This window comes from Arthrobacter sp. PvP103 (assembly GCF_017833075.1).
GTDB lineage: Bacteria > Actinomycetota > Actinomycetes > Actinomycetales > Micrococcaceae > Arthrobacter.
The window spans coordinates 3,517,044-3,532,548 of the sequence record NZ_JAFIBQ010000001.1 but is presented as its reverse complement, the minus strand read 5'-3'; the positions used below and the strand labels follow the sequence as shown (position 1 = coordinate 3,532,548).

The window sequence follows — 15,505 nt, the reverse complement described above, 5'->3', positions numbered from 1 at the left end:
GCTGTAAAAACCAGACCACACCACGGGGTGGCATAATCCAGTCAATTCAACCAATCCATAAAATAAATTGGTATCAACAAACTTGGCACACTATTGAGTTCTCAAACAACAGACACACCCGGCACCACCACAACCACACGGTCAAGGATCGCTCCGGAGCAACTTCCCAAACTTACCCGATCCCGCAACACAATGCAAACCGGCATTCCGCCAGCCACAAGCACCACAGGAAGGATCCCCACCCGGATTCCGCACGCCATAACAGCGCCGTTTTCCAGGCCATTCAGAAGGGGGTCGGTCGCAATCTCTCCGCATCAGCGGCGGCGACTCGAATTACTTTACACGCCCACAGCACCCCACACAAATCCACCCCCACACAGCAACCCAAGCACCCCAAAGCCCCGGAATCATGCGGATTACGGGACCTCTTGGTCCCCCGGAAGCCGGCATTCCGGCGTCGGACGATTTTGTGGAGCCCGTCACACCAGGCGGGTCGCGCCGGGTAGGAATGCCCCAGCCCCTGCGCGGAACCTCCCAACTGAGGTACGGGGCCCGGCAGCCCGCCCCCGTTGCGGCTCCCGCACACCCTCGCTAGGGTGAATTGGTAAGCATGCTTAGCATGCGTCGGAACCGACCGACTGGCACCGACCGACTGTCCGTGTTGAGAGCAACCCTTCCGGAGGAGCACCATGACCGACCAGTACACGTTCAAGAACCCCGTGACGGCCTACGAGCATATTGAGCCGCCCAAGCAGCACCAGCCCGAGCCCGGCCTGGACGCGAAGCTGACACCAAAGGCGGACCTGGGCGAGGACACGTACCGCGGCACCGGACGGCTGGAGGGGCGCAAGGCCCTTGTCACCGGCGCGGATTCCGGGATCGGCGCCGCCACGGCGATTGCCTTCGCACGGGAGGGTGCCGACGTCGTGCTTTCCTACCTGCCGGAGGAAGAAGAAGACGCCGCGCGGATTGCGAACCTGATCGAGAAGGCGGGCCGCAAAGCCGTCAAGGCTCCCGGCGACCTGAAGGACGCGGCCGTGTGCCGCGAACTGGTGGACACCGCTGTGCGCGAACTCGGCGGCCTGGACATCCTGGTGAACAACGCCGGCAAGCAGGTGGCGCAGGAGGACATCGAGGAGATCAGCGATGAGCAGTTCGACCACACGCTGAAGACCAACGTCTATGCGATGTTCTGGCTGACCAAGGCAGCGGTGCCCCACCTGCCCGCCGGATCAACCATCATCAACACCACGTCCATCCAGGCCTACAACCCGTCGCCCACATTGGTGGATTACGCCACCACGAAGGCGAGCATCAACAACTTCACCAAGGGCCTGGCGCAGCAGCTCGCGCCGAAGGGGATCCGCGTCAATGCGGTGGCACCCGGGCCGATCTGGACTCCGCTCCAGGTCAGCAGCGGCCAGCCGAAGGAGGCCCTGCCCGAATTCGGCAAGGACACTCCCCTGGGCCGCGCCGGCCAGCCTGCGGAACTCGCGCCGGCCTATGTGTTCCTGGCCTCGGCCGAGTCCAGCTATGTTGTGGGCGAAACGCTGAACGTCAACGGCGGCAGCCCCACACCGTAGGCGAGCGAGGCGCCTACGGCGAAGCGGCCGTAGCAGCGGTGGCCGTCGGGGCCGCAACGTCCGTCGCAGCGGTGGCCGTCCCGGCGGCGGTCACCGCCGTCGACTGCGGCAGGGATGCTCCGCGGCCGCTGCCACAGGCACCGGCAGCCCTATCCGCCCACGTGGTGAATGGTGAAGGCGGACAGGAAACCCACGGACGCGACCAGTCCGGTGAGGTTGTGGTGCTCTTCGAAGGCCTCCGGGATCATGGTGTCCGCCAGCATGGCCAGGATGCCGCCGGCAGCCACGGCGGTGATGAACGCCACGGCTTCGTCGGGCGCGTTCTCCAGCGCCGTGTAGCCCAGCAGGGAGGACAGCCCGCACAGGACCGCGATGCCTCCCCAGACGCCGAAGACGTACCCTGCGCTGCGGCCGGCTTTTTTCATTCCCGCCGTGCTGGAGAGGCCTTCGGGAACGTTGGAGATGAACACGGCGGCGAGCATTGCGGGGCTGACGGCGCCGGCAGTGATGAGTCCAAGGCCCAGCACCACCGATTCCGGAATGCCGTCCAAGAGGGCGCCGACGGCGATGGCCGTGCCGCTGCCCGGGCTGTCCTTCTCGGAGGGCTGCTGTCCCTTGGACCGCTTGCGGTGCTTGGCCCCGGAGCGTGCCAGCAGGGCGTTGGCGCTGACGTACACCACGGCACCGGCAAGGAACCCGGCCACCGTCGGCCACAGACCGCCGCCGTCCACCGCCTCGTCCACCAGCTCAAAGGCGAGTGCGGAGATGAGCACGCCGGCGCCGAAGGCCATGATGGAGGAGACCAGCTTCGCGGGGATGGTCCACTTCCACGACAGCCAGGAACCAAGCACCAGCGCACCGCCGGCAAGGGTCCCCCAGAACATGGCCTGCGCCCACATCGGCATCCGTACAACCTTCCGCGGCCGCGAAGCCTGGCTCAAAACAGACAGTGCCGAGCGCTGAGCCGCCCGGCACCTCCAGCATTGTTGCAGACTCCGGCGGCAAATTAGGCCAGCGGCGCTGTGCAAACGCAAAAGTGACGCACGACGCCGGGTGGCCGGCCCGCCGTCGAACGCGCCGTCGGCCCGCGCTGCCGGCCCCCTTGAAAGCTGCCCGGCCCGGCGTATGGTTTCTTGCATGGGACCGATTCTGGACACCCTTATCGTTGGCGCCGGGCAGGCTGGCCTGGCCACGAGCTACTGGCTGAGCAGGGCCGGCGTCGAACATCGGTTGCTGGAGCGGCGTGCCGCCCTGGGCGGTGCATGGCAGGACCGCTGGGATGCGTTCTGCCTGAACACGCCCAACTTCTCGCTGGCTTTACCGGGCAGGCCGTATGACGGTCCCGAACCGGACGCCTTTATGCCGCGGGACGAGCTGATCGGGTACTTCCGGCAGTACGCGGCGAGCATCGGAGCGCCGGTCCGGACCGGCGCGGACGTCACCCGGATCGCGCCGGCGGAGGACGGCGGCTTCATCGTGGAAACCACCGAGGGCGTCCGGCGGGCGCGCAACGTGGTGCTGGCCACCGGCGGCTACCAGAAACCGAAAATCCCCGCGTTGTCCGCGCGTTTCCCGGGCCACGTCCTGCAACTGCACACCGATAGCTACCGCAACCCGGAGCAGCTGCCGGACGGTGCCGTCATGATCGTGGGAACCGGACAGTCGGGCGGGCAGATCGCCGAGGAACTGCTCGCCGTCGGTCGGGAAATCCACCTGGCGGTGTCCAGCTGCCCGGAAGCGCCGCGCCGGTACCGCGGCCAGGACCTCCTGTTCTGGATGATGCACCTTGCCGAGCACGGGCCACAGTACGGACTCAACGGCCTCACCGTGGGGCAGTTGCCGTCCCCCGCAGCACGCTTCATGTGCAACCCGCTGGTTTCCGGCTCCGCCGGCGGCCACGACATCCACCTGCGCGACCTCGGCCGCAAAGGCGTCCGGCTGCACGGGCACCTGGAAGCAGCCGACGACGGCGAACTCACCTTCAGCGACGACCTTCCGGAGCGCTTGGGCGTTGTTGAGCGCACGTTCCACCAGCGCATGAGGCCGATGTTCGATGCCTACATAGCCGCTGCAGGGATGACGGCACCGGATGCGGATCCCCCACGCAAGGACGACTGGCTGCCGTCCGAACCGGCGCGGCTGAACCTCGAGGCTGCGGATATCACGTCGGTCATCTGGGCCACCGGTTACCGGCTGGACTTCGGCATCCTGGACATCCCGGTGCTGGACGAGTGGAACTACCCGCGCCATCAGCGAGGGGTCACCGAGCACCCCGGCCTGTACGCCGTGGGGCTGCCGTGGCTGACCGGGCACGGTTCGTCGATCGTCGCGGGTGTGGGTCGCGACGCCAAGTACATTGCGGAGCACATCGCGGCGCGGAATTAAGGTGCCGGCCGAATGGGCAGGAACCCGGTGGCGCCCAGGAGACCAGAGGTTTCGGGCGGATCCCACGGGTACAGCAGCGGATCAAGTCAGCCGGTGGCCGTCGAAGTCAGTCGCCCATGCCGGGGTGGACGGGGACGAACTCGATCTTATTTCCGGAGCTGGTCTTCTTCTTGGGCGAGCGCGAGTATCCCCTCGCGTCCAGGTGGTTCTGCGCGCGGTATTCGGCCAGGGCGGCGTCGTAGGCCTTGTTGAGCCTGCCGCCGGAGAGTTCCTCCGTGGTGCCGTCGGCAAAGGTGACGGCGATGCGGACTTTTTCCGGGAAGTGCCTGTTCATCCGGATGTAGCCGTCGGCATCCTGCTGGAGATTAATCAAAGTGTGGTCCGCTTTCGTGGTGGTGTGACTTCCAGTGTCCCGCACTTTCGGGCGCGGTGGGGCGGAGACGGGACCGCAAAGGCCCGACGGCGGCGCGGGGCCGGTATGCCTGCGCCCTGACTGCTCCGCCGGTACGATCTGTTTCACTGGCTACCGCACCGGCTTCGTCAACGGAGCCGAAGTGTTCATTGGGGGAATCACCATGGTGGAACTGAAGCGCATCTATTGGACACGCCAGGGGCTGCGGCTGCTGGTGCTGCTCGCGGGACTCTGGCTTTTTGCGTCGGTTTACCTTGCACTCATGCCGAATGCGTCAAAGCCGGCCCCGACCCCGCAGGCAACGACGGTCACCGGCGTACTGCAGCAAACGTTCGGTGGCGTGCTGCCAGTCATCGTCGGCCCCGGCGTGCTGGTCGCCGCACTGATGATCGTCGCCATCATCATGCAGAGCCGGGACGTCCGACGCCGGGATCCGGTCCGCCGTTTCTCCCGCCACCAGCGCCGCGAGGGGATGGCACGCGCGGACGGGCAATGTGAAATGGAAGGCCCCTTTCGACGGCGGTGTTCCCGCCCCGCGGAGCACGGCGACCATTTCTACCCGTGGTCCAAGGGCGGCGCCACCTCCCTGCAGAACTTCGTTGCCGCCTGCAGCAGCTGCAACCGTGCGAAGGGCGCCCGGATCCCTTCGCCGGGGCAGCAAGCGCGGCTGCAGAACCGCCGTCGCGATTACATCCCCGTCGAAGAAGCGGTTCTGGCCGGTGAGCGGCGGGAGCTGGGCTAGAGGCGGGGAACCCTAGCCGTGCGGCAGGCCCGAGGGGCCGCAGCCTGCGGCCGCCCAGCGCCGACGGTGCCGGAAACAACCCAAGGCCCGGTTGGGGGAACCGGGCCTTGGGCGTTGCGGGGAGCCGGGCTCAGCGGCTCCCGGGGAAAGGCGTCAGTTCGACATTGAAGTGACGCCGCTGTAGTACCAGCCGGTGTATGGGGACCAGACGCCGTTGCTGCCTTCCTGGAAGCTGACCTTCTGGTACACCTCTTCGTTGCCGATCTCACCGTCCACCAGGGTCCGGACGTTGTGGATGGTCACGGTTCCGCTGTACTGGTTCAGGTGTCGGCTGAACGTGGAGGTGCCCAGGTGGTCGTCGCCGTTGGGCCAGTCGTCTTCCTCCCAGCGCTCCTGGGTGATGTTGACGTAGCGGTCCGTGTTGCAGCGGACCTGGATCTGGTAGTCCACCAGCTTCACACCGGAGGAGTTGTGGCCGGCGAACACGGGCCGGAGCGGGGTGACCGAGCAGGCGTAGTTGGTGCCGGCGGCCTGGGCCGGTGCGGCCAGCGCGAACGGTGCCGCCACCGCCCCGAGCCCGATGGCGGTCAGCAGGGCCATCTTGCGGCGGACGGTGTGGGACTTCTTGGTGGTTGGTGCGTTGGACATGCTGGTGCTCCTGACGGGGAAAGATGCGGTGTGGATGAAGCGTGCTGCCCGGCGATTCCGGGGCTTCGGATCCGCCGGGATTTCCCGCGCGTTCCGATGTATCCATAGTGGCTCCGGGCACCCCTCCGGCACTTCCGTGCTAGCACGGAATCTACTGACCGGTACGGAAACGCACCCGCGCTCGTCAGCCTGCGCGGGCATCTTTACATCCCGCCGGTCCCCGGCCAAAATAACTCACACCACAGCCTCCACTGGGCTCACAGCGCGCTGTCACTCAGAACCTGCCACAGCAGAGGGGTGCCACAATGAATGACCAGACCGATGCAATCGCGGCGGACCGGGAGCTGAAGCGGAAGCACCGTGCCATGTGGGCGCAGGGCGACTACCCGGCCCTCGCCAGCGAGCTGATTTCGGACCTCGGAGCGATCCTCGTCGAAGCCTGCCGCATCAAGCCCCACCAGCGCGTCCTGGACGTGGCCGCCGGCGCGGGCAACGCGGCCATTCCGGCCGCAATGATGGCAGCGGAGGTGATAGCGTGCGACCTCACTCCGGAAATGTTCGACGCCGGCCGCCGGCAGGCTGCCGACCGCGGCGCCGAGCTCGAATGGAAGGAAGCGGACGCCGAGGCGCTCCCGTTCGGGGACAACGAGTTCGATGTGGTGATGTCCTGCCTGGGCGTGATGTTCGCCCCGCACCACCAGGCGGCCGCCGACGAGGTGGTGAGGGTCTGCAAACCCGACGGGACCATCGGCCTGATGGGCTGGACACCCGAAGGGTTCATCGGAAAGATGTTCGCCGCCATGAAGCCGTTCGCTCCCCCGCCGCCGCCCGGCGCACTGCCGCCGCCGCTCTGGGGCACCGAGGACCATGTCCGCGAGCTCTTCGGCGACAGGATCACCGATGTCCAGGCCGTCAAGAATACAGTGGCCATCACCAGCTTCCACCACCCGGAGGACTTCGTGCACTACTTCAAGTCCCACTACGGTCCCACCATCTCCGTATACAAGTTCCTGGGCGACGACGAGGACAAGGCGAAGGCCCTGGACAAGGCACTCACTGACCTGGCCGGCACGTCCCTCGAGGCGCAGGGCGATTCCAAGGCGAAAATGGACTGGGAATACTTGCTGGTCACCGCCAAGAAGGCGCGCACCTCCTAGCGGTTGAGCGTTCGGGGGTGAGCCTGTCGAAACCCCCGCCTGCATTCACACGTGTCATTTCTCTGTTGTTTGTTCTAACATAAGGACAAACTAGCCCCGGGCAGCGCGGTCTGAGGGCACAAAGGAGATCTTGTGAATCTTGGACTAGTTGGATTCGGCTTTGGCGGCCGGTTCTTCCACGCTCCGTTCATCACCGCCGCGGACGGAGTGGAACTGGCCGGCATCGTGACGCGCTCTCCCGCCCGCCGTGCGGAGGCCGCGTCGGAGTATCCGGATGTACCGCTCTACGATTCCCTGACGGAGCTGCTGGCCGCCGGCGTTGACGCGGTGGTGATCACCACGCCGCCGGAAACCCGCCGCGCGCTGGTCCTCGAGGCGGTTGCGGCCGGCGTCCATGTGGTGGCGGACAAGCCCTTCGCCCCGAACGCCGAGGTGGGCCGCGAGCTGGTCAAGGCGGCCGCGGACGCCGGCGTGATCCTCAATGTGTTCCACAACCGCCGCTGGGACACGGACATCCGGACGCTCCGCTCGGTGCTGGGCTCCGGCGCGGTCGGGCAGGTGGCGCGCTTCGAGTCCCGCTTCGACCTCGACCAGCCGGACACCCTCGAGGCCGGCCCGGCAGGCGGGCTGCTGCGCGACCTCGGCAGCCACCTGGTGGACCAGGCCCTGTGGCTCTTCGGACCGGCCGCCACAGTCTTCGCCACGCTCGACTGGGTGGACCTGGACGCTGGCCGCACCGACTCGGGCTTCTTCGTGACCATCGCGCACCGGAGCGGCGTGACGTCCCACGTGTCGGCCACCAAGAGCAACCGGCTGGTCGCGCGGGAAATGCGGTTGCTCGGCTCCGACGGAAGCTACGTCTCGCAGCAGAGCGACGTGCAGGCCGTCGCGGCCATCGCGGGCCGACGCCCGGCGGACGACCCCGCCGGATGGGGTTATGAGGACGAGTCCCGCTGGGGAACACTCACGACGGCGGCAGGCCAGGTCCGCGTGCCGTCCGAGCAGGGCGCGTATCAGGCCTACTACGAGCAGTTCGCCCTGGCCGTTGCCGGCAAGGGACCCGAGCCGGTCCCCGGCAGCGAGGGCGTGCAGACCCTCGAGGTCCTGGACGCCGCCCGGCTCAGCGACGCCGAGTGCGTCTCGGTGGACATCGAGGACTGACCGCCCCCGTCATACGTTGCTACCGCGCCGGCTGGAGCTCCTTGCTCCAGAGGACGGTGCCGTTGGCGTTGCGGAGGCTGACGGTGAAGACGTCGCCCTCGTTCAGGTCCACGTGGCCGAAGAACTGGTTTTCTCCGGTGCGCGGGGACTGGTTGGCGTAGGCGCCGGTCTTGTAGAACACCCGCTCCGGACCGAAGGTGCCGTCCAGTTCGCCGGGGCCGAAGCTGCCGGCGTTGATGGGGCCGGCCACGAATTCCCAGAAGGGGTCGAAGTCGGGGAAAGCGGCGCGCTCGGGCGAGTAATGGTGGGCGGCGCAGTAGTGGACGTCGGCTGTGAGCCACACCACGTTTTTAACCCGGTTGCGCTTGAACGCTGAAAGCACCCCGGCGATCTCGAGTTCCTTGCCCAAGGGGGCGCCGGCGTCGCGGTTGGCCAGGGATTCCTGGTTGACCGTGCCGTCCGGGACGACCAGGCCGAGCGGAAGGTCGGCGGAAATGACCTTCCAGGTGGCCTTGGACTTGCTGACTTCGCGGATGAGCCATTCCGCCTGTTCCTGGCCCAGGATGTGGGTGAGGTGCGTTTCCTTGCCGTCGGTGTTGGGGTCCTTGAAGGTGCGCATGTCCAGGCAGAACACGTCCAGCTGGGGGCCGCGGGAGATCTTGCGGTAGATACGGGCGGGTTCAAAGCCGGTGCTGCCGTCGCCGATCCGGGTGCTGAGGCCGGAGACGGGCTGGTATTCCTGCCAGGCCTGGCGGCCGCGGGCGGCGAGCACGTCCACGCGGCGTTCGGTGTAGCGGGGGTCGGTGATGACCTCGCCGGGGTACCAGTTGTTGTGCGTTTCGTGGTCGTCCCACTGGGCGATCACCGGCACCTCGGCGTACAGGGCGCGGACGTTCCGGTCCATGAGGTTGTAGCGGTGCCGTCCGCGGAACTCGTTGAGGGTCTCGGCCACCTTGGAAACTTCTTCGGTGACGAGGTTGCGCCAGATCTGCCCGTCCGGCTCGGTGACCTGCGCGGCGATGGGGCCGTCGGCGTAGATCGTGTCGCCGGAGTGGATGAAGAAGTCCGGCCTGGTGGCGTGCATGGCCGCGTAGCCGCGCATGCCGCCGATCTCCTCGTTGATGCCCCAACCCTGGCCGGCGGTGTCGCCGGTCCAGACGAAGCTCTGCTTGCGGGCTGCGCGGCCGCTGCTGATGAGTCCGGTTCCGGGGGCGGTGCTGAAGGAGCCCTGCGCGGTTTCGCCGGCGTTGCCCTCGGCATCCTCGAAGTGCAGGGTGAGCGCGAAGCGGGTGCCGGAGGGGAGGTGCTCGGCATTGATCCGTGAGGTGAAGTCGGTGGCTTCGCTGGCGGCGCTCCCCCGCAGCACGCGCTGGAAGGCGCGGCCGCCGCGGAGGGGGGCACCGTCGTCGTCCACGGCGAGCAGGCCAGCCACCAGCCGGCCCGGGCCCGACGCGCGGGACCACAGCACGCCGGAATCGGCGGTGACATCGCCGGTGGCGATGCCGGACGGGAGGGTCAGTCGGTTGCGGACCAGCGCGACGCCGGCGTGAGCGGGGGTTGAGCCCGTCGAAAGCGCGGCGGGCACGACGGCGGCGGCACCGGCGGCGGCCAGCGCACCTTTGAGGACATTACGGCGGGTGAAAGCAGTCATGCTGCCCATCGTTGCCGGGGCGGGTGAACCGGCGGTGGCGGCGGTGTGAATTGCCCGTTGCCCGGGCCTGTCGGGATGCCGCCCGCGACGGCGGGAGGCGGGCAGTGACGGCCGGCCTCCCGCCGTCGTTCCTTGCGGCGGGGGGCCGGCATCAGGCTAGATCCGCGGCGATGCGTATGGCGCGCTGGGAAGGTTGCCCGCCGTCCACGGCGCTGTGGAGCGGATGTCAGGCGTGTGGCCGCGGCCGTCGGTCAGGACGGCTCGAACGGTAACGCTGAGAACCCAGAGTCCAAGTAGCAGGATGCCGAGAAATTCCATGATGTGCACCTCTTGTGAGTGTGTGCGGATTGGGTGATTTCAGTGTGTGCGGCCTGCGTGTGAGCAAACGTGTGAGCCCCGCAGACGCCGGCACCCCCGCGGCGTACCATGAGCCGTATGGCCGAGAATTGGATTCGGCTCCTCGGTCCGCCAACGATCGAGTCCCCCGGTACAACTCTCCTGCAGCCCAGAGGCCGGAAGGCCTGGGCCCTGTTGGCCTACCTCGCGCTGCAGGCGGACGGCACCGGCCGGTCCCGCACGGCGTCGCTGCTGTTTCCCGATGCCGCCGACCCGCTCGGTGCCTTGCGCTGGAACCTGTCCGAGCTTCGCCGGACGCTCGACGGCGTCACCGTGGCCGGCGATCCCCTGCGGCTGACCCTGCAGCCGCCGTGGCGCTGCGACGCGCTGGAAGTAGTGGACTCGGCCGCCCGTCCTGGCGTTGATCCGCGACGCTTCGGCGGCGAGCTGCTGGAGGGCCTGTCCTTCGCCGATTCCCCGGTTTTCGATTCGTGGCTTGCGGACCAGCGCTACCGGCTCGACAACTGCGCCCAGTCCCTGCTCTACGAGGCCGCACTGGCCGCACTGGCATCAGGCGCTCCCGGCGAGGCGGCGGAGCTGGCGACGCTAGCGTTGCACCGCGATCAGTTCCATGCGGACTGCAACGTCGTCCTGGTCAAGGCGCTCGTGGCCCTGGGAGAGCACCGCCGGGCACGCGACCATGTCACCAAATGCGGGAACCTCTACCGTCAGGAGCTTGGCCTGCCGCTGCCTGCGGAAATCCGCCGGGCCCTGTCCAATGCTGCCCCGCAAGCAGACCCCGCGATGCCGGCCACCGCGGCGACGGTGCGGTCCTATCTCGACGCCGGCGGGGCGTCGCTCTCGGCGGGAGCCGTGGACCGGGGACTGGAGCAGCTGCGGCTCGCGGTGGTGCTGGCCCAGCGCAACGGCGACGGCCATTTGATCGCCGAGTCCCTCGTGACGCTGTCCGGGGCGCTGATCCACCAGGCCGGCGGCCGCGGGGCGGAAGTGGCGGACTTCCTGCACCAGGCGCTGCAGGCGGAAGGGCCCGACGGCGCCTCCCGGACTGCCGCTGCCGCGTACCGCGAGCTGGGGTACCTGTCCGTACAGCGCGGTGTCCCGGACCGCGCGGCCGGGTGGCTGGACCGGGCGATGCGGGCCGCGGAGGGATTCCCCGACGAGCAGGCCCGGATCCTGGCGATCCAGGGGATGCTGGCCTCGGACACGGCGCGGTATGAGGATGCAGTGGCGGCGCTGACCGAGTCCGGAAGGCTGGCCACCGCTGTCGGGAACCGCAGGCAGCAGGCGTTCAGTGAGGCCCTGCTGGGGCGGGTGTATCTGCTTCGCGGGGAACTGGAGCAGGCGGCCGCCTGCCTGGACCGGTCCCTGGCCTTGATAGCGGAGGAACACTGGACGGCGTTCGAGCCGTTCGTCGCCGGGGTCCGCGGCGAGACCTACCTGGCAGCCGGGCAATTGGAAGAAGCCGCGGCCATGATTGACCGGTCCTGGGTGATGGCAGAGCTTGCCGGCGACCACTGCTACATGGCCTTGGCGGCGGGAGCCGAAGCGCGGCTGTTCCTGGTCCACGGCGATCTCGCGGCAGCCGAGCACTGGATCAACCGCGGTCTTGAACCCAAGCCGTGGTACCTCTGGTACTCGGCCCGGCTCCTGGATACGGCGGCGGAGGTTGCCATTGCCAGCCGCTCGCCGCGGGCTGCGAAGTTCGTCGAACGCCTGGCCGAGCTGGCGAGCCGCAGCGGGATGCGGGAGTTCACCGTGCGGGCGCAGTCCCACCGGGCGGTGCTCGGCGACGAGGCGGCGGCGCAGGCGGTGCAGTGGCTGGCGAAGGAGATCGTGAATCCGGCGCTGGATGCGTTCCTGAAGCAGCGGCACGGCGTCCGGTGATCGAGCCTGTCGCGGTAAAAGCACGCCCGGGTTAAACAAAAAGCAGGGCCTGCCAAACGGCAGACCCTGCTTTTATAGGAAACCTAACGGTCCCGGGTATCTAAGAAATTAGATAGCCTGGATGTTGGTGGCCTGGGGACCCTTGGGGCCCTGCTCGGTTTCGAAGGAGACCTTCTGGTTCTCTTCGAGGGAGCGGAAGCCGGAGGAGTTGATCGCAGAGTAGTGTGCGAAAACGTCCTGTGAGGAGTCATCGGGGGAAATGAAGCCGAAGCCCTTTTCAGCGTTAAACCATTTGACGGTACCAGTAGCCATTATTTATGTCCTTCGTGAAGGTGGAGGAACTGTCCCGACTTTCGGGTCCTCCGGTGTGGGGTGTTCAAAACCGCTACTTCAGAAGAACGAGGACTTTCGACCCCGCGTACTGCCTGAACTACCAAATACAAACACAACAACGATCTCTACTGTACACGAGTTTTCAGAGCGGAGTTACCACGGGCATCAGCGGGATGTCCGGGACGGTGATGGACCGCGGTCCGTCGAACCCCTGCATGAACACCGTGACGAAGCTGAGCGACACCGTGCCGCCGGATTCGGGCAGCTGGCTCTCGAAGTTAATGGTCCCCTTCCGCTGGCCCCCTGGCGGTATTTCGGGCTGCCAACTGCTGCGGAAGGAATCGGCGTCGAACGTCGTGCCGTCCGGGCCGGTGAGGACGGCGTTGTGAAACAGCGGCAGTGACATTGAGCTGCCGGTCCCGTTCCGCACATGGATCTCCACCCGGGTGAAATGTGCGGTGCTCTGGATGCCCAGGACGGTCACCGTGACGCCCTGCGTTTCCGTCACCACCTGGCGTGCCAGCCTCTGGGTGCCTTCCTCATTCCCGGAAAAATAGCCGACGGCGTAACTCGCGCCGGCGGCCAGCAGCCAGCCTCCACCGCCGAGCAGGAGCAACGTCACCAGCACCGTGGCGATGACCGGACGTGACCGCGGCGCCGCCTTGACCGGCGGGGAAGGATAGGTGGTCGCGTGCGTATTCGGCTGCCCGGGCCGCACCGGGCGCGCGGGCCGTGCCGGCTGTCCCAGGCTGGACGGGCGGTAACGCCGCGGAGGCGGCTTGGGCGCCGGCTTTCCCTTGTCTTTGAGGTAATCCAGCGTCTCCCCGCCCAGAGCCACAGCCAGGCCCATCGCCGGGGTGACGAACCACGTCCAGGTGGGCGTCAGCTCGGTCAGGAAGGCGGTCAGGCTGTTGCCGATCAGCCCCACCACATTGATCGCAGCCGCGAACAGCAGGGCCGAGCCTAGCCCCTTTTTCCTGGCAGCCGCCGGGGCGGTCCGGGGTTCGGCCCAACCGCCGCCTTCGGGCGGCGGCGCGCTGCCGCCGTCGTACGTCCCTTCAACAAAGCGGAGCCTGACCTGCCCGAACTGGACCTCATCGCCGTCGGCGAGCTCTGTGGGCGAGGTGATGGTGTGGCCGTTCACCCAGGTGCCATTGCGCGAGTTTTGATCGTCGAGGATCGTCCGGCCGTCCGCCGAGGTCAGCAGCGCGTGCCGGCGGCTCACACCGGAAACGGGCAGGCGCAGCCGTGAACCCTCGTCGCTGCCGACGGTCGTTTTGCCGTGCGGGATCACAATCCGGGTGCCCGCCGCCTCCCCGTTGACGACGACGAACGCGCTCCGTGACCCCGATGCATCCACGACTTCCCCGACCAGCCAGGAGGGCGCCGGCCCCCGCAAGGAGAAACACCGCCGCCGGCTCTAGCGGACGGCATACAGTAAGTCTCCTCGTGGCGGGTGGGGCTGACAAGAACGGGCTCGCGCAGCGGCGGTCTTTTGCGGGCCCCGCCGGGGGCGCGGGCGGTCGTGCAGGCAGTAGCCCGTTTGGCCGCCCGGGCGTAGCATCCTGGCATGGGACCAACTCGGGTCATCCTTCTTCCCGGAAGCGTGCTCCCGGCCCAGCCTGCCTACGGTGCGCTCCTCGAGGCGCTGGGACAGGGCGTCGAAGCCATTGCCAAGGACCTGGAACTCTATGCGGGCAACGTGCCTCCGCCCGGCTGGAGCCTGGATACGGAGGCAGACGGCGTGGTCCGCGAATCTGATGCGCGCGGCTGGGAGGCGTTCCACCTCGTAGGGTACTCGGGTGGCGGCGCGGCTGCCTTGGCCACCGCCGCCTGGCACCCGGAGCGCCTGCTGAGCCTTGCCCTGCTGGAGCCGGCCTGGGCCGGCAGTTGGGACTGGAGCCCGGCCCACACCGAACTCTGGAAGCAGTACGGTCAGCTGGGCGGGCTTCCCCTGGAGGATTTCATGGGCGCCTTCATGCGTTTGCAGGTGAGGCCCGACGTCGTCCTTCCTTCTCCGCCGCCGGGTCCGCCGCCGCCGTGGATGGCCAAGCGGCCGGCGGGGATCCGGGCGTTCCTGCAGACCTTCAACACCTACGACCTGGACCGCGAACGGCTGGCCTCCTTCACGAAGCCGGTGCTGTTCGTCCTGGGCGGGTTGAGCAGCCCGGACGATTTTGGCGACAACGCGAAGCGCCTCGGGAGGGTCTTTCCTGACTACCGCCTCGAGGTGTCCCCGGACCGCCACCACTTCGATCCGCCGCACCGGGTGGAGCCGGAGCGCGTTGCCGGGCTGCTGCGCGAACTGTGGGCGCGGGATTGATAGGCCGGCAAGGCTAGATGCAGGCGGGCTGAAAGGCCGGGTCTGCAGGACCCGAAGGCTTGCCCAGAGCATGGGCCACGATCTGGTGCACCACGGGGTCGTTCGGCGTCTGGTCATGCGCGAAGAGATCGGCCGGGCACTTGTCCTGGATGGTGATGTTCGTGACCTGCCGCGCCGGGCCGGCGAGGAACTGGCTGTTGTAGGGAATGACCACTTCGTCGTGGACCGTGGAAATGACTGTGTACGACGGTCCAGCCACGGTGTCGCCAATGGAATTAAGGTTCTGCATGAACGCCGAGCCCGCCTGCTGGTCGGCGCAGGCCGCACAGCCCAGGCCGGTGTAGTCCGGATCAGCGACAAAGCCAGGCGGGGGGACGATGACGCCTTCGGTGCCGTGGTTGGAGGGTGCGATCCCGATGAGCTTATTGACATTCTTGGCACCGCCGAGGAAGCCCATGTAGTAGCGGGGCATCATTCCGCCCTGGCTGTGGCCCACAAGATCCACCTTCTTGGCGCCGGTGGCAGCACGTACCGCATCCACGAACGGGGCGAGTTCCTGCGCGGAGTCGGCCACGGGGGCGGTGGCATACACACCGTTCGTCTCGCCGTAGTTGAGGGCGAAGACGCAGTACCCGGCGCTCTTGAGGTAGGGCGACAGAGTGGACCAGTTCTTGACCATGCTCTCAAACGTTCCAGGCACAAGAATGACCGGATACGGATGCTCGGCGCTGGGTTTGCAGGACCAGTCGTTGGCACCCGGCGGGGCCACGTCCAGGGTGTCCGCCTGGGCGGGAACGACGGACAGGGACCCCGCGAGGACGGCGGCTGCGGCGATGGACAGAGTTTTGGATAGCAGTGACATTGAGGAT

At 67.4% G+C, this 15,505-nt stretch carries 15 protein-coding genes; 7 read left to right on the top strand and 8 right to left on the bottom strand.

From position 1 onward, the window contains the following. The first annotated feature begins 689 nt into the window (after positions 1-689). The gene (locus tag JOE41_RS16315; RefSeq protein WP_011690926.1) at positions 690-1,583 is read left to right on the top strand and encodes an SDR family oxidoreductase; all 894 of its coding nucleotides are present in this window, start codon (positions 690-692) and stop codon (positions 1,581-1,583) included. A gap of 149 nt (positions 1,584-1,732) precedes the next feature. Here JOE41_RS16315 and JOE41_RS16310 read toward each other — a convergent pair whose 3' ends face one another. Continuing rightward, positions 1,733-2,488 carry a ZIP family metal transporter gene (locus JOE41_RS16310; RefSeq protein WP_011690925.1) on the bottom strand — a complete coding sequence of 252 codons (756 nt, stop codon included), beginning with the start codon at positions 2,486-2,488 and terminating at the stop codon, positions 1,733-1,735. A gap of 232 nt (positions 2,489-2,720) precedes the next feature. Between JOE41_RS16310 and JOE41_RS16305 the strand changes: the two genes are divergently transcribed. Further along, the gene (locus JOE41_RS16305) at positions 2,721-3,968 is read left to right on the top strand and encodes an NAD(P)/FAD-dependent oxidoreductase (protein WP_209752975.1); all 1,248 of its coding nucleotides are present in this window, start codon (positions 2,721-2,723) and stop codon (positions 3,966-3,968) included. A 106-nt stretch (positions 3,969-4,074) separates the two neighbouring features. Here the strand turns inward: JOE41_RS16305 and JOE41_RS16300 are convergent, their stop codons facing one another. Then, entirely contained in the window at positions 4,075-4,341 is a 267-nt protein-coding gene (locus tag JOE41_RS16300) for a hypothetical protein (protein WP_043429483.1), read from the bottom strand. 181 nt (positions 4,342-4,522) lie between these two features. Here JOE41_RS16300 and JOE41_RS16295 point away from each other — a divergent pair, with 181 nt between their 5' ends. Next, positions 4,523-5,122 (top strand): HNH endonuclease, encoded by a 600-nt coding sequence (locus JOE41_RS16295; protein WP_307800712.1) that lies wholly within the window; start codon positions 4,523-4,525, stop codon positions 5,120-5,122. Positions 5,123-5,275: 153 nt separating this feature from the next. Here the strand turns inward: JOE41_RS16295 and JOE41_RS16290 are convergent, their stop codons facing one another. Beyond that, a complete protein-coding gene (locus JOE41_RS16290; protein ID WP_209752974.1) occupies positions 5,276-5,770 on the bottom strand; it encodes a hypothetical protein in 495 nt (164 codons plus the stop codon). Positions 5,771-6,075: 305 nt separating this feature from the next. On the opposite strand from JOE41_RS16290, the gene JOE41_RS16285 reads away from it, so the two are divergent. After that, positions 6,076-6,927: a class I SAM-dependent methyltransferase gene (locus JOE41_RS16285; RefSeq protein ID WP_209752973.1), complete on the top strand. Its 852-nt coding sequence runs from the start codon at positions 6,076-6,078 to the stop codon at positions 6,925-6,927. Positions 6,928-7,059: 132 nt separating this feature from the next. Then, entirely contained in the window at positions 7,060-8,088 is a 1,029-nt protein-coding gene (locus JOE41_RS16280; RefSeq protein ID WP_209752972.1) for a Gfo/Idh/MocA family oxidoreductase, read from the top strand. 19 nt (positions 8,089-8,107) lie between these two features. Here JOE41_RS16280 and JOE41_RS16275 read toward each other — a convergent pair whose 3' ends face one another. Further along, positions 8,108-9,748 (bottom strand): alkaline phosphatase, encoded by a 1,641-nt coding sequence (locus JOE41_RS16275; RefSeq protein ID WP_209752971.1) that lies wholly within the window; start codon positions 9,746-9,748, stop codon positions 8,108-8,110. A gap of 147 nt (positions 9,749-9,895) precedes the next feature. Further along, on the bottom strand, positions 9,896-10,057 hold the full coding sequence (locus JOE41_RS16270; RefSeq protein ID WP_198011536.1) for a hypothetical protein: 162 nt from the start codon (positions 10,055-10,057) through the stop codon (positions 9,896-9,898). Positions 10,058-10,174: 117 nt separating this feature from the next. On the opposite strand from JOE41_RS16270, the gene JOE41_RS16265 reads away from it, so the two are divergent. Further along, positions 10,175-11,980 (top strand): SARP family transcriptional regulator, encoded by a 1,806-nt coding sequence (locus JOE41_RS16265; protein ID WP_245200741.1) that lies wholly within the window; start codon positions 10,175-10,177, stop codon positions 11,978-11,980. A gap of 108 nt (positions 11,981-12,088) precedes the next feature. Here the strand turns inward: JOE41_RS16265 and JOE41_RS16260 are convergent, their stop codons facing one another. Together JOE41_RS16260 and JOE41_RS16255 are read right to left on the bottom strand one after the other, a co-directional pair. Next, positions 12,089-12,292, bottom strand: a complete 204-nt coding sequence (locus JOE41_RS16260) for a cold-shock protein (protein ID WP_011690916.1) — start codon at positions 12,290-12,292, stop codon at positions 12,089-12,091. Positions 12,293-12,455: 163 nt separating this feature from the next. Continuing rightward, positions 12,456-13,673: an FHA domain-containing protein gene (locus JOE41_RS16255; protein WP_209752969.1), complete on the bottom strand. Its 1,218-nt coding sequence runs from the start codon at positions 13,671-13,673 to the stop codon at positions 12,456-12,458. Positions 13,674-13,883: 210 nt separating this feature from the next. On the opposite strand from JOE41_RS16255, the gene JOE41_RS16250 reads away from it, so the two are divergent. Continuing rightward, positions 13,884-14,636: an alpha/beta fold hydrolase gene (locus JOE41_RS16250; protein ID WP_209752968.1), complete on the top strand. Its 753-nt coding sequence runs from the start codon at positions 13,884-13,886 to the stop codon at positions 14,634-14,636. Between the two features lie 13 nt (positions 14,637-14,649). On the opposite strand, the gene JOE41_RS16245 is transcribed toward JOE41_RS16250, so the two are convergent. Further along, positions 14,650-15,498, bottom strand: a complete 849-nt coding sequence (locus JOE41_RS16245) for a triacylglycerol lipase (RefSeq protein WP_209752967.1) — start codon at positions 15,496-15,498, stop codon at positions 14,650-14,652. Positions 15,499-15,505: the final 7 nt, after the last annotated feature.